The organism is Thermocrinis ruber, from assembly GCF_000512735.1.
Lineage (GTDB): Bacteria > Aquificota > Aquificia > Aquificales > Aquificaceae > Thermocrinis > Thermocrinis ruber.
Map to the genome: position 1 here is coordinate 879,995 of NZ_CP007028.1, position 21,773 is coordinate 901,767.

The 21,773-nt window shown below is 42.7% G+C and carries 25 protein-coding genes; 11 read left to right on the top strand and 14 right to left on the bottom strand.

Translation table 11 applies throughout. The features are described 5' to 3' along the window. The 4 genes from hypE to hypB are packed head-to-tail and all read right to left on the bottom strand — an operon-like array spanning window position 1 to window position 3,862. Window positions 1-996 (bottom strand): hydrogenase expression/formation protein HypE, encoded by a 996-nt coding sequence (gene hypE, locus THERU_RS04785; protein WP_025306142.1) that lies wholly within the window; start codon window positions 994-996, stop codon window positions 1-3. Between the two features lie 10 nt (window positions 997-1,006). Further along, complete coding sequence (locus tag THERU_RS04790; protein WP_025306143.1) at window positions 1,007-2,305, bottom strand: nickel-dependent hydrogenase large subunit; 1,299 nt, start codon at window positions 2,303-2,305, stop codon at window positions 1,007-1,009. After that, window positions 2,295-3,149 carry an NADH-quinone oxidoreductase subunit B family protein gene (locus THERU_RS04795; protein ID WP_025306144.1) on the bottom strand — a complete coding sequence of 285 codons (855 nt, stop codon included), beginning with the start codon at window positions 3,147-3,149 and terminating at the stop codon, window positions 2,295-2,297. The genes THERU_RS04790 and THERU_RS04795 overlap by 11 nt, the downstream gene beginning before the upstream one ends. After that, complete coding sequence (hypB, locus tag THERU_RS04800; RefSeq protein ID WP_025306145.1) at window positions 3,146-3,862, bottom strand: hydrogenase nickel incorporation protein HypB; 717 nt, start codon at window positions 3,860-3,862, stop codon at window positions 3,146-3,148. The genes THERU_RS04795 and hypB overlap by 4 nt, the downstream gene beginning before the upstream one ends. 73 nt (window positions 3,863-3,935) lie before the next feature. On the opposite strand from hypB, the gene THERU_RS08600 reads away from it, so the two are divergent. Continuing rightward, window positions 3,936-4,256, top strand: a complete 321-nt coding sequence (locus THERU_RS08600; protein ID WP_025306146.1) for a hypothetical protein — start codon at window positions 3,936-3,938, stop codon at window positions 4,254-4,256. A gap of 8 nt (window positions 4,257-4,264) precedes the next feature. Beyond that, window positions 4,265-4,747: a hypothetical protein gene (locus THERU_RS04810; protein WP_025306147.1), complete on the top strand. Its 483-nt coding sequence runs from the start codon at window positions 4,265-4,267 to the stop codon at window positions 4,745-4,747. Between the two features lie 160 nt (window positions 4,748-4,907). Here the strand turns inward: THERU_RS04810 and THERU_RS04815 are convergent, their stop codons facing one another. Further along, window positions 4,908-5,366, bottom strand: coding sequence for a helical membrane plugin domain-containing protein (locus THERU_RS04815; RefSeq protein WP_025306148.1), 459 nt, complete (start codon window positions 5,364-5,366; stop codon window positions 4,908-4,910). A 4-nt stretch (window positions 5,367-5,370) separates the two neighbouring features. Further along, complete coding sequence (locus THERU_RS04820; RefSeq protein ID WP_025306149.1) at window positions 5,371-5,802, bottom strand: DUF1641 domain-containing protein; 432 nt, start codon at window positions 5,800-5,802, stop codon at window positions 5,371-5,373. Window positions 5,803-5,956: 154 nt separating this feature from the next. Between THERU_RS04820 and THERU_RS04825 the strand changes: the two genes are divergently transcribed. Genes THERU_RS04825 through THERU_RS04855 form a run of 8 tightly spaced genes read left to right on the top strand, consistent with a single transcriptional unit; the run spans window position 5,957 to window position 12,546 of the window. Then, window positions 5,957-6,928 (top strand): NADH-quinone oxidoreductase subunit B family protein, encoded by a 972-nt coding sequence (locus tag THERU_RS04825; RefSeq protein ID WP_025306150.1) that lies wholly within the window; start codon window positions 5,957-5,959, stop codon window positions 6,926-6,928. A 24-nt stretch (window positions 6,929-6,952) separates the two neighbouring features. Beyond that, window positions 6,953-7,855, top strand: coding sequence for a nickel-dependent hydrogenase large subunit (locus tag THERU_RS08815; protein WP_245565796.1), 903 nt, complete (start codon window positions 6,953-6,955; stop codon window positions 7,853-7,855). Then, window positions 7,852-8,589 carry a nickel-dependent hydrogenase large subunit gene (locus THERU_RS08820; RefSeq protein WP_245565797.1) on the top strand — a complete coding sequence of 246 codons (738 nt, stop codon included), beginning with the start codon at window positions 7,852-7,854 and terminating at the stop codon, window positions 8,587-8,589. The genes THERU_RS08815 and THERU_RS08820 overlap by 4 nt, the downstream gene beginning before the upstream one ends. Then, entirely contained in the window at window positions 8,586-9,344 is a 759-nt protein-coding gene (locus tag THERU_RS04835; protein WP_025306151.1) for a hydrogenase maturation protease, read from the top strand. The genes THERU_RS08820 and THERU_RS04835 overlap by 4 nt, the downstream gene beginning before the upstream one ends. A 14-nt stretch (window positions 9,345-9,358) precedes the next feature. Then, window positions 9,359-9,577 (top strand): hypothetical protein, encoded by a 219-nt coding sequence (locus THERU_RS04840; protein WP_025306152.1) that lies wholly within the window; start codon window positions 9,359-9,361, stop codon window positions 9,575-9,577. Continuing rightward, window positions 9,577-10,758 (top strand): tetratricopeptide repeat protein, encoded by a 1,182-nt coding sequence (locus tag THERU_RS04845; protein ID WP_025306153.1) that lies wholly within the window; start codon window positions 9,577-9,579, stop codon window positions 10,756-10,758. The genes THERU_RS04840 and THERU_RS04845 overlap by 1 nt, the downstream gene beginning before the upstream one ends. Window positions 10,759-10,768: 10 nt before the next feature. Then, window positions 10,769-11,569: a NifU family protein gene (locus tag THERU_RS04850; protein WP_245565798.1), complete on the top strand. Its 801-nt coding sequence runs from the start codon at window positions 10,769-10,771 to the stop codon at window positions 11,567-11,569. Next, window positions 11,551-12,546 (top strand): NHL repeat-containing protein, encoded by a 996-nt coding sequence (locus tag THERU_RS04855; RefSeq protein ID WP_245565799.1) that lies wholly within the window; start codon window positions 11,551-11,553, stop codon window positions 12,544-12,546. The genes THERU_RS04850 and THERU_RS04855 overlap by 19 nt, the downstream gene beginning before the upstream one ends. On the opposite strand, the gene THERU_RS04860 is transcribed toward THERU_RS04855, so the two are convergent. From THERU_RS04860 to THERU_RS04890, 7 genes are read right to left on the bottom strand one after another with little or no spacing between them, the layout of a single operon-like run. Beyond that, the gene (locus THERU_RS04860; protein ID WP_025306156.1) at window positions 12,536-12,877 is read right to left on the bottom strand and encodes a V4R domain-containing protein; all 342 of its coding nucleotides are present in this window, start codon (window positions 12,875-12,877) and stop codon (window positions 12,536-12,538) included. The genes THERU_RS04855 and THERU_RS04860 overlap by 11 nt on opposite strands. After that, window positions 12,874-14,067: an FAD-dependent oxidoreductase gene (locus tag THERU_RS04865; RefSeq protein WP_025306157.1), complete on the bottom strand. Its 1,194-nt coding sequence runs from the start codon at window positions 14,065-14,067 to the stop codon at window positions 12,874-12,876. Before THERU_RS04865 ends, THERU_RS04860 begins: the two co-directional genes overlap by 4 nt. A gap of 14 nt (window positions 14,068-14,081) precedes the next feature. Beyond that, window positions 14,082-15,236 carry a sulfate adenylyltransferase gene (sat, locus tag THERU_RS04870; protein WP_025306158.1) on the bottom strand — a complete coding sequence of 385 codons (1,155 nt, stop codon included), beginning with the start codon at window positions 15,234-15,236 and terminating at the stop codon, window positions 14,082-14,084. Then, a complete protein-coding gene (gene cobA, locus THERU_RS04875) occupies window positions 15,233-15,979 on the bottom strand; it encodes a uroporphyrinogen-III C-methyltransferase (protein WP_025306159.1) in 747 nt (248 codons plus the stop codon). Before cobA ends, sat begins: the two co-directional genes overlap by 4 nt. Further along, on the bottom strand, window positions 15,979-16,743 hold the full coding sequence (locus THERU_RS04880) for a sulfite exporter TauE/SafE family protein (RefSeq protein WP_025306160.1): 765 nt from the start codon (window positions 16,741-16,743) through the stop codon (window positions 15,979-15,981). Before THERU_RS04880 ends, cobA begins: the two co-directional genes overlap by 1 nt. Beyond that, on the bottom strand, window positions 16,736-17,029 hold the full coding sequence (locus THERU_RS04885; RefSeq protein WP_025306161.1) for a hypothetical protein: 294 nt from the start codon (window positions 17,027-17,029) through the stop codon (window positions 16,736-16,738). Before THERU_RS04885 ends, THERU_RS04880 begins: the two co-directional genes overlap by 8 nt. Beyond that, window positions 17,010-19,652, bottom strand: coding sequence for a phosphoadenylyl-sulfate reductase (locus tag THERU_RS04890; RefSeq protein ID WP_038532140.1), 2,643 nt, complete (start codon window positions 19,650-19,652; stop codon window positions 17,010-17,012). Before THERU_RS04890 ends, THERU_RS04885 begins: the two co-directional genes overlap by 20 nt. Window positions 19,653-19,795: 143 nt before the next feature. Here THERU_RS04890 and THERU_RS04895 point away from each other — a divergent pair, with 143 nt between their 5' ends. Continuing rightward, the gene (locus THERU_RS04895) at window positions 19,796-21,154 is read left to right on the top strand and encodes a sigma-54-dependent transcriptional regulator (RefSeq protein WP_025306162.1); all 1,359 of its coding nucleotides are present in this window, start codon (window positions 19,796-19,798) and stop codon (window positions 21,152-21,154) included. On the opposite strand, the gene THERU_RS04900 is transcribed toward THERU_RS04895, so the two are convergent. Beyond that, a complete protein-coding gene (locus THERU_RS04900) occupies window positions 21,108-21,611 on the bottom strand; it encodes a hypothetical protein (protein WP_025306163.1) in 504 nt (167 codons plus the stop codon). The genes THERU_RS04895 and THERU_RS04900 overlap by 47 nt on opposite strands. Window positions 21,612-21,773 lie beyond the last annotated feature (162 nt).

The window sequence follows — 21,773 nt, forward strand, 5'->3', positions numbered from 1 at the left end:
TTAACAAATCCTCGGCAAAAGCTCTCCCGTTGGAGGTTCCAAATGTCTGAGTGTGTTGTAGGCTGTTTTTAACAGAACCTCTGGTCTTTTTTCAACGGGCACTGCCCTACCGATAATAGCACTGTCCCTTCCCAGGGGATGCTCTTTAAGGGCTTGTAAGACTTTTTCCGCGTCCTCTTCCTTAACCGCTATTATTACTCTACCTTCACAAGCTAAATGGTAAGGCTCTAAGCCCAAAAATTCACAGAGCCCACGAACGGGCTCTTTTACAGGTATGTTTTCCTCTTCTATCACAAAGGAGACCTTTGAAGAGCTTGCCCACTCGTGCAGTACTGCAGAAAGTCCGCCTCTTGTGGGGTCCCTCATTGCATGAATTTCCGCCCCAACAGAAAGAACATTCTTCACCAAATCCCATAAGCTTGCACAATCACTTTCTATTTCTATGTCAAAGCCCTCTCTCTCCGCTAATATACAGGCTCCATGGTCACCCAAACTTCCCGAAGCTATTATTATGTCGCCCGGCTTAACGTTTGATGCGGATAGCCCTTCATATATTACCTTTCCTATACCGGATGTGCTTATGAATATACCGTCCAAATTTCCTTTTGGAACCACCTTAGTATCTCCTGCCACCACTACTACACCAGTTTTCTGGGCTTCCTCTTTCATGCTTTGGACTATTTTTTCCAAAGTCATCAAAGGGAATCCTTCCTCTATTACAAAGCTAACTGACAAGTAAAGAGGTTTTGCACCCATAACCACAAGGTCATTGACTGTTCCTGCTATCGCCAACTTCCCTATGTTTCCTCCCTTAAAAAATATGGGCTTTACGGTAAATCCGTCGGTGGTATAGGCCACTTTGCCGTTTAACTCAAGTATGGCGGCGTCTTCCAATTTACTCAAATATTGGTTATCAAAGTACTTTAGGAAAACTTTCCTGATAAGTTTCCAAGTGCCCTCTCCTCCTCCGCCATGCAAAAGAAGTACCCTTTCCATAACACACCTCCTACCTAACCGTGCATACAGAACACACATCAAAGCTTTTTAGCACCATCTCTGCATGTATAGGATTATCAATGCCTAACATAGCCTTTTCTGCAACTCCTAAGAATTTCTTGCACCTTGGTCCTATGTTCCACATGGAAGGAGTTACTATTCTGTATTTTACGATCCTACCTTTTTCCGCTTTTACCTTATGTATTAGCGTTCCCCTTGATGCTTCTACGACGCCTATACTCTCTCCGCTCAACTTATTAACCTTGTCTATTAAATCCACACAGGAAGGTTCATCTATTATAGACAAAAGGCTGTTTAGATGCTTCTCTACTTCAAGTAGCAGTTTCCATATTTCCAAAACCCTTGCCAACACTCTACTTAAAAAGGTTGAACCATAATTTCTAAAAAGCCTTTTTACTATCTGGTTTTCTGCAAGACACATCCTTGCCAACGGTCCCGTCTCATAAGGAAGTCCTTTGTATCTGACTATGCTAGTTTCCGAATATAGACTGTTGGAATGAACCTGTATTTTGCTGTATTCAATTGGTAAGATTTTCTTCTCGGAAGGAAAAGGTATAACATAGTCAGAAGTTAGCATTCTGTTGTAGCTTTTACCCTTGTTGTCTAAACCGTGCTCAAGGGTTAGCTCTATAAAGGTGCCTATGTCTCCTTTCAATCTCTCCCAAAGTCCCAATTTTTCTATTTTTTCATATTCATCCCTTTTCATGCCCACCATTTTTTCCAAGAAAAAGTCTTTAACCTTTCCTATAATCTGGAGGGCTAAATTAACCTGATAATTGTCGGGATGGGACGTTATTCCGCCGGGAACCGCGTAAGAGGAGTGGGGCCATTGCCCTGAAAAGAGGGCGATAGCCTTCGCCACCTCAGAAGATACGTGAATAGCCCTTTTCCATGTTAAACCGCGATAAGGTTCAAGGTCTGGCAAATTTTCTCCAAGCCTAATAAAATCAGGCATCAAAAAAAGATAGAACCACTTGATGTGATTTTGTATCCTTTCCAGGGAAAGGGTTATTTCGCGCACTATTTTGGCTTTTTCGGGTATTTCAACCCAACCCAGCAAATTTTCTACCGCTTTGACGCTTGCCATCAGATGGGCATGACCACATATTCCGCAGACCCTTGGAGTTATAACCATGGCGTCCATTAAGGGCCTTTCTTCTAAAACTTTCTCTATTCCCCTTGAACCTAATGCACGAACCCTTGCATCTACTATTACGCCATCCCTCCATTCCAATTCTAACTGGGCATGTCCCTCAACTCTCAAAAGAACTTTCTTTTCAATCCTCAAGTTTTAGCCTCTCGGGAGCAAAGGTTTTTGCAATTCCTGCAAGCATTATGTAACCTCGTTTTGAAACACCAATAGGGAGTTCCACAGGCAAACCAGCAAACAGCTTTGTCTCAAACAGCCCTATTCTAGGAAAGTCAAACTCAGTGCATCCAAAGCACGGAGTTCCTGCCCTTGTCTTTGAATTGACGCCGTTCCAAAGGATCCTATTGCAGGAAGAATATGTCATAGGTCCCCTACAGCCAAAGTAGTAGAAAAGACATCCCTTTTTTGAACCTAACTTTTCCATTTCGATTTTCCATTCAAAGTATTCGTTTCTTGTGCATCCCCAATGGGTTAAGGATGAGTAAAAAGTCTTAGGTCTGTTCCACTGATCCAATTCAAGTTTTTCTCCATTGTATAGAGAGAGCAAAACACCAACAATCCAATCGGGATGGGCTGGGCATCCCGACAGGTTTATAACCGGATACCCTCCTCTGCTCACAAAATCCTCTCCGAGCAAACCGCCTTTAATCTTGAACCTAAACTGCAAACCGCCAACATCAGCCTTTGTAAGGGCTGGTATATTCCCGTAGCACGCACAGTTACCCACTGCTATAACAAAGTCTGCCAAATGACAAAGTTTTTTTATCTTTTCATCTTCCTTAGAAACCGCTCCTTCCACTATCAACACATCCAGCTTTATTTTTTCCTCTAGTATAGCATCAAGGACATTACCTTCTTCGACGGAAAGGGATGGATGATAAAGGATGTCTATCTTTTTCAAAAGACTATCTAAATACTCGTAATTCAGGAAAGAATGTGTGTTTCCACAGCAGGTTATTCCATGAACCCAAACGAGCTTCATGCCATAAAGCTCTTCTTAGCAATTCTAACCTTAAGCTTTATATACTCAAGCCAATCTTCTAAACCTTCCTTAGTTTTACAGGAGAGGGCTATAAAATCTATGTTTGGCTTTATTTTTCTTGCGGACTTTACCGCCCTCTCTATGGAAAAATCCACATAGGGTAAGAGGTCTGTTTTTGTTATAACAAGTAGGTCTGCGTTCCTAAACATTACGGGATATTTCTCAGGCTTGTCATCCCCCTCTGTAACTGCCAGAAGGACCACATTCATGTGGGCACCTACATCATAGGAGGCAGGACATACCAAGTTTCCCACGTTTTCTATAAACACAATGTCCAAATTTTCCAAAGGTAGGTTGTGAATTCCCTCATGAACCATAAAGGCATCCAAATGACAAGCACCCCCGGTGGTTATTTGATAAGCTGGAGCTCCTTTATTTTTTATGCGCTGTGCATCCAGGTCTGTTTCAAGGTCCCCTTCTATAACTCCTATTCTTACCTGATCTTTAAGAGCTTCTACTGTAGCTTCTATCAAACTTGTCTTTCCCGCACCCGGAGAGCTCATAAGGTTTATGGCATAAACTCCATGCTTTTCAAAGTGTTCTCTATTTTCCTGAGCTTGTCTATCGTTTGCGTCAAGGACCTTGGTTAAAGCCTGAACTACTTTCCTGTCTGCTCTGTGGTTTTCCTCACCACACCCGCATTCTTTACACATGGTTTACCTCCGAATAGTTATTCATTTTTATATTTCTTATAATTTATACTACACCCACCAAAGAGGCAATAACATGAAAAATCACATCTATAGTTTATACCAAATGGTCTTAAAGTCCATAACCTCCTACCTTGGAGTTGATCAGGAAAAGAAAAGGGCAGGCAGACCTCCTAAAGTCTCTGACCTCCAACTCTGTGCCTTGTTCATCCTATCCTATATCACAAACACTCCAGTCTTCACATTGGCTAAATCCTTGATTGACCCCAATATCAAGTCCTATCATCTCTTCCGAAAAACAAGAACCCAAAAAGTGTATAGACTTTTGAAAGAATACAGAAACAGAAGAATTCTTAGCATTTTGTTTGCTAAACTGCTGCTTGGAAAAAAAAGGTAAAGCTTATAGTGGGTGGAACTATTCTTGAGGTAGCAAACCTAAACAGGGCAAGGACACAAAGGATAAAGCGATTTTCTGGTAAAGCCTTTTGGGGCAAGAAAAAGAGAAACCTTTATAGTGAGCATTACAAAGAGAAGGTAAGGTTTGAGGAGATGTATTATGGCGTTTTGGTTATGGTAGTTTGCGATAGTGAAGGGATGGTGTATGACCTGTGGTTTCATCCTGCGAGCTATCATGAGTTGAGGTCTTTGAGGATAAGGTATAGAAAGAGTAAGTGGCTTAGGTTTTTAGTGGATAGTTTTGGGCTTATGGGAGACAGGGGATACAGGGGTTGTGAGTATGTAGAGGTTTGCAAAAGCAAGGAACAAAATAGTATAAGGCAGGTGGTAGAGGGTGTAAATTCTCAGATAAAGCTTTTCAACCGAGTAAGCAGGTGGAGGAAGGGGATTACCTTACTTGCCTACCTTTATGGCTACGCTATAGGCTCGTAGCTTTTTCAGGAAGTCTCAAATATGGGGGTAATTTCTCACCCGACGTATTAAAAGGAGATTATAAAGCCTTTGGCTTGAAAATTTGCATAATCCTCCACCCTGTTATGCTCTTTTACAACCCAATTAACTAATACTCTAAAAACCCATTATAAGTTTTTGCTTATTCTTTACCATTGAAAAGCTGAGCAACTTGTTTTAAAAGCGTAAATACAAAACCTAAGGCGAGTTGTACATCTGGATCCCTTAGCTCTCTATAAATGCCAAGTAATCCAACCTTCTTAGGATTTTTCTTTGTGTATTGGTAAGCTTCGTAGTTAGCCCTTGCAAAGTCTGCAAGATTACCAAGCTCAAGGGTGCCTACAAGTTCCTTAACTAGAAAGTCTAATTTCTCTGCTCCAGCCTTTACAGACTTTTCTCTCTCTTCCCTATTAGTTTCATGTATGTATACTCTCAGATCTTCTCTCGCTTCCACATATACGTGTAGTATCTCTGCAAAATACGCGAGCGCATCCATGCTGTTTAGGAAAGTAGTAAGATGCCTTATATTTTCTTCTTTCTTAAAGTACGCTTCCACAAGTTCATCTTCTGGTCTTCTCAAAAAGACATAGCGATTGTTCATGCCCTCACCTCATAGAAGATCCCATCTTTTTAAGGGCAAGAAGTACAAAAGCCAAGGCTCTTTGTACATCTGGGTCTGTCATAGCTCTTACTATACCCGTGATGCTTGTCCTATAATCATGTTCCTTGACCTCTTTGTAAGCTTCAAGCACCCCGTTCAGAAAGGAGGCAACATTCTCTTTTTCGAGAAATTCCATAAGGTTGTAAACAAGCTCGACCACACCTTTAATACCGTCTTCCGACTCTCTAAACTTCTCTCTAAAACGAATAACCTCAGAACTTATAGATTCAAGAATGAATGGTATTCTTTGTATTAACTCCTCAAGGGAGGAAAGTAGAAAATTGACCATCTCAAGCTTGTCTATAAGTTGGCTGAGCTGTTCTTTTGCTTCACCTACTGTTAAACCTTCCAAAAGCGTAGGTTCGTGATAGCTCATGGCTAACCTCCTTAATCCATTTTTCTTACAAATATATACAAACAATCGTTCGCTGTCTATAAGTTTTCCTTATAGAGGGTATAAGTAAATTGAATGGACATTCATTTGGTAGATGGGTATTTTTTTTCTTAAAAATGATTTGGAGGTATGTATCATGGCTACACTGCTTTGGCTACACGGTGGTGCTTGCAATGGTAACACCATGTCTTTTTTAAACGCTGAGTATCCTTCTGTCTGCGACCTGGTTACTGATTTCGGCATAGAGATCCTCTGGCATCCATCTGCAGGGCTTGAGATGGGTAATCAGGTGCAGGCACTTTTGAGGGACATACTGGCGGAGAAAATTCCCTTAGACATTTTTGTCTTTGAAGGCACAGTGGTACTGGGTCCCAATGGCACTGGTAGGTATAACATGTTCGCCGGAAGACCTATGAAGGATTGGGTATATGACCTTGCCCATGTGGCAAAGTATGTAGTGGCTGTTGGGAACTGCGCTTGCCAAGGAAACATACCTGCTGTACCACCTAATCCTACAGAATCTACCGGGCTCCAGTTTCACAAAACAAAGAAGGGCGGTTTCTTGGGAGAACACTTTGTGTCTCGTGGGGGACTACCTGTAATAAATATACCCGGATGCCCTGCACATTACGATTGGATAACGCAAGTGCTAGTTGCTTTAGCTGTAGGAAGAGCTAAGGACATACAGTTAGACGAATACCAAAGACCCCTTACATTCTTTAAGACTTTTTCTCAAACAGGATGCACCAGAGTTCAATTTCACGAGTGGAAGATCTCTGCGGAAGAGTTTGGACAAGGCACAAGGAAGGGTTGTCTTTTTTACGAGCTTGGGTGCAGAGGACCACTTACACACGCACCTTGTAATAGAATACTCTGGAACGGTGTTAGCTCAAAACAGCGGTCAGGGCATCCATGCATAGGTTGTACAGAATTTGCCTTCCCGTGGTTTGACCTGGCACCCGGAACCATATTCAAGACACAGAAGGTTGCTGGAGTTATACCAAAAGAATCAGTATACGAAGCTGATAAATTCACTTACATGCTTCATGCGGTAACTGCAAGGATAGCTGCACCCAAGTGGGCTACTGAAGATATGTTTGTAGTTTGAAAAAAAATTAAGGAGGTGTGTGCCATGGCTACTAAGCAACACTTAGTTATAGACCCTCTAGCCAGGCTAGAGGGTGATGTGAGAGCAGACGTGTTCGTAGAGGACGGACACGTTGTAGATGTTCAAGTAGAGGCGGTCATGTTCAGGGGTTTTGAGATTATCCTTAGAGGAAAGGATCCTCTCGCAGGACTTATAGTTACACCAAGGGTGTGCGGTATATGCGGAGGAAGCCACCTTTATAAAGCATGTCAGGCTTTAGACACAGCTTGGAGGACGGAGGTCCCCCCCAACGCATGGCATATAAGGAATATAGCCCAAGCTTGTGAGACACTTCAATCTGTTCCCAGGTGGTTCTATGCTATATTTGCTATAGATTTCGTAAATAAAAACTATGCCAAGAGCAAGCTTTACGATGAAGTTGTAAAACGCTGGGCGCCTTTCGTGGGAACCTCGTATAAGATAGGGCTTGAGATATCTGCACTTCCCGTAAAGGTGTACGCCATGTTTGGTGGTCAGTGGCCTCACTCAAGCTTTATGGTTCCTGGTGGTGTAATGTGTGCGCCTCAGCTTGATCATATAACGCGGGCTTACGCTCTTCTTGAAAGATACAGAACTGAGTGGCTTGAAAAGGTATGGCTTGGTTGTTCTGTAGACAGATGGTTAGAGAATAAGACATGGGATGACATACTCAATTGGCTTGACGAGAGTGAAAGCCATAGAAACTCAGATTGTGGACTGTTTATAAGGTTCTGTTTGGAAAACGGTCTTGATAAGTACGGTGCAGGTGTAAATGCTTTTATAGCATGCGGTACCTATATAGATCCAGAGTTTTACCCTGTCTCTCTACCATTGAAGGAAGGAACCAAGCCTTACAGTCACCTTCCGGTGTGGTTTATAACGGTAAATACTATGTGTTTGACCAAATGAACATAAGGGAGGATGTTACACATTCTTATTATGAAGGTTCTTCTCTGCTACATCCTTGGGAAGGTGAAACAGTGCCCCTTGACCCAGAGGTAGCAAAGCGTCAAGGTAAGTATTCATGGGCAAAAGCCCCAAGGTACCTAATAGATGGTAAGCCAGTGCCCTTAGAAGCCGGACCTTTGGCAAGACAGGTAGTTGCAGGCTATGAAGAAGCAAAATTGGCATGTCCAGCAGCAGGACGCCTAGAACACGCCATAGATCCACTATTTAAGAACATAGTCAGCAAGATAGGACCGAGCGTTATGGTAAGAGTCCTTGCAAGGATGCACGAAGCTGTAAAGTACTACAAGTGGGTAAAAGAATGGCTTGCCAAGGTGGACTTTAAAGATGATAGGTTTTATAAAAAGCCTAAAGAACTACCTGAAGGCAAAGGATACGGAGGTACAGAAGCAGCAAGAGGAGCTTTGCAGGACTGGATAGTGATAGAGAACGGTAAAATAAAGAACTATCAAATAGTTACCCCCACCGCGTGGAACATAGGACCTAGGGACTCCAAGGGACAGATGGGTCCAATAGAGAAGGCTATTGTAGGTGCTCCAATAAAGAACCCCGAAGACCCCATAGAGGTGGCTCATGTGGCTAGAAGCTTTGACTCATGTCTTGTCTGCACTGTTCATGTTTATGACAGAAAGCGTGGTAAAGAGATAGCAAGATACAAACTCGGTACTTTCAAATGAGAAAAATAGTTATAGTGGGCTGTGGAAATCCTATACGCGGTGATGATGGGGTAGGTCCGCGCCTCATAAGATACCTGTGGGAGCGCGGGCTTCCCCCGCATGTAAAACTTGTAGATGGTGGAACATCTGGTATAGATGTAATCTTTCATATGGAAGGTGCTGATGAGGTGGTGATAGTAGACGCTTGCTACACAGGAGAAAAACCAGGCACAGTTTTTAGAGTTCCTGCTGAAGATGTTGAGGAATTACCTTCTCAAGAAGAAGCTAACCTACATTCAATAAAGTGGTACCACGCAATAGCTTTAGCCAAATACCTTTTGAATGGAAACTATCCAAAGAGTATAAGTGTGTACCTCATTGAGGGTAAGAATTTTGAAATAGGCGAGACTTTGTCTGAGGAGGTAGAAAACGCCATGAAAGAGCTTGCAGAGTACATAATGAAAGAACACAACATAGAGGGAGGTGGTGTTTTTGAGGTAGAACTCAGGGAAGATGGATACCTTTTAGTCCCAGCAGCAGTAGCAGAAACTTATTTTAGCAATTGCATGAGTGTTATAGTAGTTCCAAAAGGTATGCAATTCACCATATTTCCTCTGCCTACAGATGTGCAAGGTGGCTTGCTGTTCAAGAGGATAAATAAAAGTGGTGATAGAGCTGTCCTTGTGTGGGAGCTACTCCCTCCCGGCATACCTTTTGGCAAGAAAAAGGCAGTGTGGAATAGTGAAGAGAAGGGACTAGTAGTATCTCTTCTCTGAAGGAGGTGGTTATCATGTTTAAGGAAAAAGCACTTCTTGCAGAAACCTTTGTAGAGGAAAAAGATGGGCAATGGAGTGTTTTTATAGAAGTCCTTTTTAAAGATTCTTCCGTAAGGTACGAAGTGGGAAGGTACTTCACTAAGGAAAAGGCTCAGATAGCAGCAAACTACATAAAAAGGTGTGCGAATAGAGATCTTCCCTACCCTAATGATGGCTTGGGAGGATGTTGTTAATGAACTGGAAAGAGGTTTTCCCTCAACCCGTAGGTATCTTTCCCTTTCCCTTTGATTTCCTTATACTTCCTTACTGGGATAGGTGGAAGGAGTATGTGGACTCTATTCTCATACTGAAGTTTGAAAAACTACCACCTGAATGGGAGATCCTTTCAGCAGTAAAGGATGGAAACTGGGAATTAGCTTTCCAAAGCCTTTCAAACATTCAGGAAGAAGATGTAAAAAACTATAACTTGTCTCTGCTTACTGGACAGAAACAAGTGGTAAAGGACTATACTCTGGCTTACCTCCTTGATGTGGTGTTTTCTGAAGATTTTGATGTAAGAGATGTGGGTAGAGAAGACATAAATGCCCTAATATTGTATAAAAAAGCCCAAACGCTTGAAAAAAAAGGTAAAATAGAGGATGCTCTCCTTATGCTTGAAAGTGCGCTGAAACTTGTTAAGGATGTTTCTCCTGTTTTTTCTACAAATATTCTTCTCAAAAAGGTAAAACTCCTTATGGAACACAGGGGTGTAAATTACGCTACAATAGCACTTCTTGAAGAACTAAGCGAAAGATTATCCGGAAGTGGTGCAGACTTTCTGAAGGGGGATGTTCACTTTAATTTGGGAAACGCTTACTCTTCTATGGGAAACCTACAAGAGGCCATAAAACATTATTGGGAAGCTCTTAACTTCTTTACCTTGGACAGGGATCCTTACATGTACGCTTTAATAAACAACAATATGGGGCTAGCTTACCTATCCACTAATGTAAGCGATATTGAGGATCAAGTTAGGTTAGCCTACGGAGTGCAGTGCCTTAAAAATGCACTTAAAGTGTTTACCAAAGAAAAGTATCCTAAGGAATGGGCAAGCACCACCATGAACTATGCTAATGCACTACAGTATTTACCCACAGCTAATCCTTCAAAAAATCTTCTGAAAGCCATTGAGCTATACCGGGAGGTGCTAAACTATCGCAAGGAGGTTAAAGATGAAATAGGCTACGCGCGCGCTTTAGCTAACATGGGCAACGCTTTGGCACACTTAGGTAAGCTATCAGAAGCGAAAAAACATCTTATGGAGGCCTTTGATATTTTCAATAAGTACGGGATGGAAGAGGAGATGGTTGGCATAAGGGAAATATTAGAAGAGATACACACGCTTATGGGGGCTCGCCATGACGGAGGAGCTTAGCTTTGAAAAGTTGGCAGAGAGGATAGACGAACTTTTTAAAAAGGTGAGGGATTTTGAAGATGAAAAAAGAGAGATAGTGGGCGAACTTGTAAAGAGTATTGAGGAGTTCACAAAAATAGCCTTAGTTAAACTTGTCAGGTTCATGAAAGAAGATCCTACAGGTAAGGAGCTACTCTTAAAAGCTGTGAAAGAGCCGGAGGTCTATAGTCTTTTCCTAAAGCATGGTTTAATTAGAGAAGATGACAGGATTAAGGCAATTAAAGCGCTTGAGCTCATAAAACCCTATATAAGGTCTCACGGAGGAGATGTAGAGTTTGTAGATCTGAAGGACAAGGTACTTTATGTAAGGTTAAAGGGGGCATGCACTGGTTGTTCACAAGTTTCTTTCACTCTACAACAGACCATACTTGAAGCAGTCCAATCCTTTGTTCCATACATTGAGAGGGTAGAGCTTGCAAAGGATACACCTGTCGAAGCCTTTATTGAGTTTTCTCAAAAAAAAGAAGATTATATAAAGGCTTTTAATGTTAGTGAGCTAAAAGAGGGGCATGTATACAGGTTTTTGCACGAAAAGATTGATGTAATACTAGTACTTTGGAAAGGAAAGATTTACGCATACAGAAACTCTTGTGCACATCAAGGCCTTCCCCTTCACGATGGAGAGCTTACAAAAGAAGGTATCTTAATATGTCCTTGGCATAACTTTGAGTACAGTATAACTTCTGGTGAGTGTCTTACCGCTAACCATGTACAGTTAGTTCCTGTGTATACGAGGATAGAAAATGGATATGTGTGGCTAAAGGTAGAATGAAGGTAGAGTTTTTAAGCGTTATAGGAGCAAGTTCTGAGTTTAGTCTGCAAGTACCAGACGCAAAGGCTTCACCTTGTACCCTTTACGGTCCTAGAGGTGTGTTTCTGAAGGATAATACTTTAATAGTAGCGGATACAGGTAACCATAGGGTATTAATATGGAAGGGTTTGCCAAAACAGAACCAGCCAGCGGATGTGGTGCTCGGTCAGAGGGACTTTTACTCTGATCATCCTAATGCAGGGGGTGATACGGAAAGAGGTCTTTTTATGCCTACTGGTGTGTTTGTATCAGATGAAGGTAAACTTTTTGTAGCGGATGCATGGAATCATAGGATACTCCTATGGGATAGGGTACCTGAAGAGAGTTTTTCAAAACCTGACCATGTAATAGGCCAACCTAATCTTAAACAGGTAGATAGAAATCTGTTCTTTTGGTGCTTTGGTGTATACTACAGTGAAGGTTATCTTTATGTTTGTGACACAGGCAACAGGCGTATCCTTAAATGGAAAGGCATACCAGATAGCATGCAAGACCCAGATGATATATACGAAGGCTTCAGCTGGCCACATGCTATCTGCAAAAAGGATGAATACTTCTTTGTGGCAGATGCGGGTACAGGAGTAAGCAAGGTTTATGCCTTTAGGAACTCACTCAGGTGTGCACAGCAGGCTGACTTTTACTTGGGTCATGGAGAGGGATGTGGACGGTTCAATTTGAACCTACCTTATGGCGTAAGTGCAAACCATCGCTTACTTTTTGTTGCAGACACCTCAAACAACAGGGTCCTTATCTTTGAAGAACGAAAACCTATAGCTGTACTAGGGCAAAAAGATTTTTCCGAGTGTGGAGAAAACCGTTGGGAAGGAGTTTATAAAGACACTCTGTGCTGGCCTTATGCGGTTTTTTCTACAGAGAATCTTCTGCTTATAGCAGATACTGGAAACAACAGAGTGGTCCTTTACAGTTTTAACGCTTGAGCTTTACCTCAAAAACGCATAGTTTTTTACCTTGAGCTTTGCACTCAAGCTCCTTGCATTCCCACTCTCTGCCTGTGATCTCCTCAAACACTCCTGCCAAAGCACCGCTTAGTGGCATACACAAAGGGTGTTTCTCTCCCACTATGCTTCTTATGTATGTACCTGCCATTTTTCCCGCCTTTTTACCAGAGAAAGTAAGCAAACCACCTATGCCAAAGCCTGAAAGTTTCATAAGCTGGGAGTAAAACTCCTTTATAGGACCTTTGGGAATTATTACCCCTTCTTCTCTGAGAAATACACGCACCTTGGAAAGAACCTCTGGATCCCTCATTTACACACCTCCTGCTTTATTGACAGTATTTCGTTCATTATTTCCCCATAAGAAGGGTGGGCAAAGGGTTGTTCTTCTAATTCTTTGCCTAAAAAGGTAGCACATAGGTTAAGTATTTCACTTACATCTTTGCCTATCACACAACAATAAACAAGCCTTCCGCCATCATCAAATCCTAACCTTATAACTCCGTTCTTTTCTGTAACATATGCCTTAGGGTTTATACTCAGAGGTTTTGTTGCAAATACCTTAGCATCTCTTATGCTTCCTACAAAGCCTATCTGATGAGCAGAAGAAAAAATTACTGGCACCCTCTTTGGATCAAAGACTTTTTCCTTACCGTAAAGTATGTTATGGACTACTACCCTCGCTTTTTCAAAGGCATAGCCAGCACCCATTGGGGGTACTATGTCTCCTGCCGCAAACACTCCTTCAAGACTTGTTTCTAAAAACTCATCAACCCTTACATACCCGCATTCATTTACAGCTATAAAGGGAAACCTTTCCTGACAAAAGTTAGGTATCCTTCCTGTTGCTCTTATAGTCAGGTCTGCATTTGTGTCTTCCATCTCTTCCACTAACTTTACACCACACCTCTCTAACTCATCTTCCAACTTCTGAGCAAATTCTTCTGGGATGTTTTCGTAACCCTTTAAAACAGTGTCTTTTCTTACTAGGAACACCTTAAAACCAAAGGAACGCAGTATAAAGGCAAGCTCACAGCCAGTAGCACCTCCACCTACAACACATACACTATGCTTAGGAATGACCCAGCCCCTAAGTAGGTCTTCTGGAGATATCCCAACCTCCCTCGGTCTTGAGCCACAGGCAAGGATCACATATTGAGCGGTTAGTCTTCTATTTCCAACTTTTACTACCTTTTCGTCAATAAGTTCAGCATCACCTTCTATGTATGTTAGTCCCTTAGAAAGCAAAGACTTTAGTGCCATATTCCTTATCTCTGCGACTTTTCCCTGAATCCTTTGAACCGCAACCCTCCACCGAGGTTTGCTCTCTCTAATGGCAAGTTCATAAAGCCCCTCCTTTGGGATACAGCCAGCGTTGAGACACACTCCACCAAAAACAGACCTCTCTATAAGAGCTACCCTTTTACCTTTCTCAAGGAGAAGCTTAGCGCTCATATAACCACCCGGACCACTACCTATGATTACTACATCAAAATACTCCATGGGTTAATTTTAAATTATGAATGAATATTCGTCAAGTTTTGTACCTCCACCCTTTCCATAAGAAGCTCTGCTATGTCTTTCCTTATCATCTCCTCAGGTGGAGTTTTACCTTCTCTAAGCATGTTTCTTATCTTGGTCATGCTAACATATATCCTTTTGCTTTCGTCATGCCCACAACTTTTCTCAGAGGCCATGCATCCACACTCCTTGCAATAAAAAACAGCAGAGACTTTTATTATCTCTATATCTATGGATGAAGGCAATCTATCAAATATCCTATGTGCATCATAAGGGTCGTAAAAGTCTCCTACACCTGCGTGATCCCTTCCCACTATAAAGTGTGTGCAACCAAAGTTCTTCCTTATTATGGCGTGAAATACCGCTTCTCTGGGTCCGGCGTATCTCATTGCTGTGGCAAGTCCTGAAAGCAATACCCTGTGTCTGGGATAGTAGTTGTTTATAAGATGTTCGTAAGCTACAAGGACCGTTTGTGGGTCAAAATCATCAGACTTCCTCCATCCTAATACTGGGTTTATAAATAGCCCGTCCGCAACTTCAAGACCTATTCTTTGTAAATACTCATGTGCCCTGTGTGGTGCGTTTCTTGTCTGAAAACCAACCACAGTCTTCCATCCTCTGTATTCAAACACCTTTCTTGTCTCCTCCGGCTCCAAAAGCCATTCTCTAAAAGGAAAATTAGTTTTTTCCAAAAGCCACACTTCACCGCCTACAGCCCATTCACCCTTGGAGTAAAAGAGTCTTACTCCCGGATGCTCATCGCTCTCTGTTCCCCAAACTAACTTGGCTATTTTCTTCAGGTCTATCTTATACACCTCTTTTACATCCATCACCGCTTTAACCTGGCCTTTACCATCCTTTATAGCTATCCTTCCACCTATCTTTGGCTCCTCTCTAAGCTGAAGGAGTATAGGGATGGTCCATACAATTCCGTTCGGTAGAGTCATGTTGTGTGCTACGCTAAGGAGCTCTTCCTTAGTCATAAAACCCTTTAAGGGTGAAAAAGTCCCCACTGCTATGTTCTCAATGTCAAGGAGACTGTCTGTATCTACCTGAAGGCTCGGAAGCTTTTTTACATCTTCAATGATCTTTAGCTTTTCCCTTTCGGGAACTACTCTGTTAATTAACTCTCCACCGTGTGGTAGTATCATACCAGAACCTCCTCAATAGTTTTTTTAAGTATCTCTCTAAGCTTTACCACCTTGCCCACCACCATAACCGCGGGCGGGCTAACTTCTGGAGGACTCTGGGAAACTTCCAAAAGATTGCTTATTACAGTCCTTTCTTCGTGGGTAGTTCCCCTCTCTATAAAGGCTACAGGCTCTTTTGGGTTCCTTCCTACCTCTATGAGCTTTTTGGCTATCTCCCGCCTGTTTTTTACTGCCATCAGGAAGACAAGGGTGTTTATACCTTTCAGACTTTCCCAATCTATGTCCGAGCGTTCTTTTCTTGGGTCCTCATGCCCTGTAATGACTGCGAAGGAGGAGGAGAGCCCTCTGAAGGTCAACGGTATGCCTGCACAGGCTGGCACAGCTATGGCAGAGCTAACACCTGGCACTACTTCAAACTCCACAGAATGCTGTGCCAAAAAGAGGGCTTCCTCTCCACCTCTACCAAAGACAAAGGGGTCTCCTCCTTTTAACCTTACCACTATATCCTTAGTGTGGGCATACCTGAGCAAGAGCTCGTTTATCTTTTCCTGCTCTACGGTATGCTTCCCATCCTCTTTGCCTACATACACGAGCTCACAATCGGGCTTTGCAAGGGACAATATCTCTTGGTTTATGAGCCTATCATAAAGGATAACATCCGCAGATTTTATGAGTTTGTAAGCCTTTAGGGTTAAAAGTTCCACATCTCCAGGTCCTGCACCTACTATGTACACTTTACCCATCAGCTCAACCCCTTTTGTATAAGGTTTATGGCAATTACAACAAGCAGTATTGATATAGCTACTTTTAGGGGTTTGGGGTTTAATGTTCTTGCTAAGTGGGTTCCAAGCAACACTCCGGCAAGACCACCCAAGGACATGGGAATAAAGATCCCTGTGTCCGTATGACCCTGTAGGAAGTGTGAAGTACCACCTACAAGGGAGCAGGCCAGACCGAACGCTATATCCACACCAACCGCTTTTGCGGGGCTCAGTTTTGTAAAGTATAAGAGCAATACCATACCCAAAGCTCCAGCGCCGGCGGAGGTAAGACCCACTTCAACGCCTATCAAGAAACAAGCAACGGGCAAAAGATACTTATACTTGGTTAAGTCAAACCTCCGACCTTTCCAAACCATAAGGAGGTTTAAAAGAACAGAGAATAGTACGGTGATCCCAATAATCAAGAGAAGGATCTTTTTTAATCCTGAGGTGTCTAATCCTAAGAGTTCGTGGAACAGTTTAAGAAAAAGAGAACCCAAAAGTGTGCCAGGAACTCCTCCCGAAAGCATGAGAAGAAGGGTTTTATAGTCAATATTTTTATAAAGCGCATGGGTAAGCATTGCGGGAAACTTCACCGCCGTAGAAAAGGCAAGGGCAGAACCAACAGCCTTTGCAGGGTCTAAGCCAAGCAATATAAGAAGAGGTGCGGTAAGCGTTCCAGCACCGACACCAGTTAATCCTATGGCAAAGGCTATGAAAAAGCCAAGCGCGACATATTCAAACATGATACCCTCCTCCCGGCTTCACAGGCAACGAAAAGCCCAGCCTGTGGGAAAGTTCCTTTACCTCTTTCATCAGTTCTTTCATACCCTCCGAATGCACTCTGGAATTTTCCTCCTTTGGGAGAGACAGAAAGTATGGACACTCCTCCATTACCGCGACCCAAAGGTATGCTTCAAATTCCTTAAACATAGCTTGTTTTCCATTGAATTTTCCCTCTTTCCAACCCCTTAATGTCAATTCTTTTATTAAGCTTTTTTCATCCACTCTTTCAAAGACTCTTATGGCCATCCTTGTCCTCCTTTATCAGTTTGTCAGCTATCTTTTCAAAGCCTCCCGTCTCTATACTGCAGTGCATACCGCATTCTTTTGGAGCGTCCTTTTCCCACCACCACCTACCAGCCCTTGGGTCCTCATAAGGTGCCACTGGCCTTGTGCAAGGTTCGCACCCTATGCTTCTGTATCCCATCTCGTAAAGCTTGTTATAAGGTAGGTTGTTTTTCTTTATATACTCCCATACCTGCCTTTCGCTCCAGTCCGCAAGGGGATTAATCTTTACTATCTGTCCGTGGTCATGGTCTACCTCTATTTTCATAATATTCTGCCTGCTAGCCCATTGTTCCCTCCTAAGCCCTGTGAACCAAGCGTCTACCTGAGAAAGAGCCCTCAATAAGGGTCTTACCTTTCTTATATGACAGCACAAGTGTCTAAGTTCAACGGATTTGTAGAAGCAGTTGATACCGTGTCTTTTGACCAGCTCTTCCACTTCCTGTGCTGAAGGAAAGTAAATTTCCACTTTTATGTTATACCTCTCTTCTATCTCCTGAATAAGTCTGTATGTCTCTTCGTGTAATCTTCCTGTATCCACCGTAAAAACCCTAACCTCTGGATTTATCCTCCAAGCCATGTCCAAAAGCACCATGTCCTCCGCCTGACCACTGAAGGCTATGTAAAGCTTGGGATGGAAGTTTTCTATAGCCCATGAGATTAGTTCCTGTGGGGGCTTATCCTCAAACTCTATAGCAAGCTCGTGCAATTCAAGTTCATCAAAAGTGGGTGAGCCTCCAGCGAGAGCGGGATATAGCATGATATGATCACCCTCCTTTAGCTCTGTATCAAGTCCCTTCAGATAAGAGATATCTTCCTCGTTAAGGAATACCTTCACAAAGGGTTTTAGATGCCCTTGATCATCAAAGAGCTTCCCTCTAAAGCCTTCAAACTCCTTCTCAAGAAATTCAAGGGCGGAACGGACAGTTTGAGCGCTCACTTCAATTTCAGCAAGCCCTCCAGAGAAGCGGGTTAATGGACCAAATATGGTTATCTTAACAAGCTTCCTATCCTCAACAGCTTTGGCAGACATTATACTGATGAGCTCTTCATCACTTTTGGAGTTTACAAAAGAGTGAAAATCTTCAAACCCCGAGTTTCTAAAGGCAAGGATAAGGTTTTTCAAGTAGCCTTTTAACTTTTCAAGGGGAACTTTTTTGACAATGATTTTTCCTACCTTTGCATGCTTTCCGTACCCTCCTCTAAGGACTAGGTTGTAAGTGGTCTCTACAGAACCGTCTGGGTGTCTAAGGTATGTTGCTTGCAAACCTATATCGTTTAGCCAATGGTGGGCACAGGCATGGGGACACCCATCAACGCCTATGGCTATGCCTTCTATCTTTCCCAGCTCCTTCTCAAGATATTCAAGAAGTTCTAAAAGTGTCTCCTTAGAAGGACCTACCGAGTAGTTGCAGAAAGGATCACTGGTGCAAGCAACCGATATGGCTCTGGCTTCGCTCACATCAAGATTAAAGCCGAGTCTTTTTATTTCCTCCTTTACCGTCTCAATCTTATCCTCTGGAATGTCTGTTAGCACCAAGTTCTGTCTTTGGGTGATCCTGAGGGAAAGGTTAAACTTTTCCATGAGCTCAGAGATCTTTAAGAGCTGGCTTCCCTTTATCCTTCCAGCGGGGATAGGTATTCCCAAGTAGTAATAACCTTTCTGTTTTTGTTCTCCTAAACCTGTGTGGAAGTATCTTTTTATAGGTATTGGCTCTTGTTCAAGGGCTGCTGGCACAAAGCTGAGCCTCTCTAAAAGCATCTCCTTTATCCTTTCAACGCCCAACCTATCCACCATGTATTTGAACCTTGCCTTCACAAAGGATTTTCTGTTTTCTGGGTCATTCTTCCATATATCTACTATCGCCTTAGCTACTTCAAGCACTTTATCCCTTTCCACAAAGATACCAAGCTTTCGCGCTATTCTTGGTGTAGAGGATAGACCACCTCCTACCCATACCGCAAAGCCTTCGGTGCCCTCCAAAGTTGTTCCTACAAAGGCAAGGTCGTGCATTTCTGGCATGTTGCAATGGTAAGGACATGCGGAGATCGTGATTTTAAACTTTCTTGGTAAGTTGAAATACTCTCTATTTTCTGGGTTATGGAAAAATCCTTCAAGCTCGCGGATGTTATCCATCACATCAAAAAGTTCATACTTTTCCACGCCACAGAGTGGGCATGTGGTAATATTCCTAACGGTATCACCGCAAGCTCCTACTGGAAAGAGTTCCACACTTTTCAGTCTATCAAAAACCTCCGGAAGGTCATCTAACCTTACATAGTGAAGCTGTATATCTTGCCTTAAGGTTAGCTCTGCGTAGTCGTTGAACCTATAGGCTAAATCTCCAAGAACCTCTACATGCCTCGCGGATAGAATACCGCCCGGCACCTTAACCCTAAGGAGAAAGTATCCTACTCTTGGCTTGTCATGGTAAAGTCCATACCACTGTAGCCTTACAAGGTCCTCCTCGGGCGTCTCTTCGTATCCCTTCTTTATGATCTCAGAAAGTTCAGAGAGAATGTCCAAAGGATGTTTCTCTGCCTTTAGCCTCTCTCTGGGGTTTATCTCCAAAATTTCTTTCTCCATGCTTCAACCTCCTTGAATGAATATGTTGCAAATTTCGTGCCAAAAAGCTGAGGTTGGGAAGACCGCAGAATGCGTAAGAGGTGGTGTATAACATATGAGCAATATCATGTATATTGTATAAGCAGGTTGTATATTTTATAAACATGGAAAAACTCCTCTACACTAAGGACCCAAGCTTGAGAGTTGAAGGTTTTCAGAAGGTTGAAGAGCTTCCAGAGGAATTGGAAAAGGCTGTTGTGCTTGTGGATATAGACACGGTGGGCGTTTCAAGTCTCCCAGACCTGAAGGAGGGGGGAAACATACCGGTGGCGATTACCTCTAAAAGTATTCCGGGCTACACAATAAAGCTTGTAAGCCTCGGGTTTTATGATGTTCTGCGAAAACCCATAGATGAGGAAAGGTTAAGGAGGATACTTCAAAGGTTGGACGGTTCCCAGAAAGTCCAAAGGATCATATACATCCACAGACAAGAAGAGGAAATCTCCGGGGAGCTGTGCAAAGAACTCTGTTCCATAGTGGGAAATCCTGAAGGTAAAATGAGGGAAGTGCTTTTAAGGGTAGGTAAAGCCGCTTCCCTTGATGTTCCCGTTCTTTTTGTCGGAGAAACAGGCGTCGGGAAGGAGGTTTTTGCGAAGGCGTTATGGAAGACATCCAGAAGATGGAACGGACCTTTTGTTGCGATAAACTGTTCTGCAGTGCCCTCGGAACTGCTTGAGGCGGAACTTTTTGGATACGAAAAGGGTGCCTTTACGGGAGCAATATCAAGCAAGGAAGGGCTTATAGAGTCTGCCAAGGGGGGCGTTCTCTTTTTAGACGAGATAGGGGACTTACCTTTACACTTACAGCCTAAACTTTTAAGGGTGTTGCAAGAAAAAAAAGTAAGGAGGCTTGGGAGCACTAAAGAAATACACTGTGATTTTAGATTGATAAGTGCCACCAACAAGGATCTTAAAAGGCTAGTAAAAGAGGGTAAATTCAGAGAAGACCTTTACTATAGGATAAGCACTGTAGAGATCTACATACCACCCCTTAGAGAGAGAAAGGATGATATACCCTTGCTGGTTGATTGTATATTGCAGAATATCTCGCGGGAGACAGGTAAAAGAATAGTAGGCTACACGGAGGGATTCTTAAAGAAAGTTTTATCTTACAACTGGCCGGGCAATGTGAGGGAGCTTGAAAATGCGCTTACAAGGGCTGTAAGCTCTTGCTCTGGGGTTGTTCTCCAAGAAGAAGACCTTGATATTGTAACCCAAGATTACGAAGATTACAGTCTTGAAAGCCTTGAGGATGCGCTAAGAAGAGAAGTTAGAAGGTTAATAGAAGGCGGAGAAAGAAACATATATTACACTCTTATGGATAGGCTTTCCAAAGCCATTGTGCGGGAAGCCTTTTCTCTTTTAAAGGGAAACTACTCAAAGACAGCAAGGACGCTTGGTATCAATAGGCTAACCCTCAAAAAGATGTTGCAGGAAGGCGCTCGATGTGTTCCAAGAGTATAAGGTTCTTTTTAGCTCGTTCTTTACTTTTTTGGTCAAAGCCTCCTTTTATAAAGCTTTCTGACATGAGTCTTAGCTTGTCCCTTTTTTCTTCCATATGAATGAGCTTATTCTCTCCCCACACTTCTTCTCTTGCAAAATCAAGTATTACTTGACCACTATTCATGATCCATCTTCGTGTAGGTTGTGGATACTGCCATGCAGTCCTTATATAAAAAGGTACATCATCCGCTCTGCCGTGAGGTTCCCATACTTTGTTGACAGTAAGCTTTTCTATCCTAATACTTTCAAAAAACAGCTGAAGTAAGTAGAGGTCATGCCAAGCAAGGTCCCACAAGGGAGATATGTAGCCTTTTTCCTTTCCTAACCTTTCTATCTGTATGCTCTCTACCTTTTGTGGAAAAAATTTCAAGCACGAAGAGAATGTTTCTATCTCAGAGAAGATGTCAACTTTTGGCATCCATAGACTGGGGTGGTTGATGGTTAGGACCTGAAGCAGTTCTGATACGCTTAGAAATATGGAGGCGATATAAGTAATAGAAGAAATACTAAGCAAAGTTTTTAAGTGGCACAGGTTTCCTGTAAGCCTAAAATCAGAAGCTGTGCTCTTCTACTTTAAGGG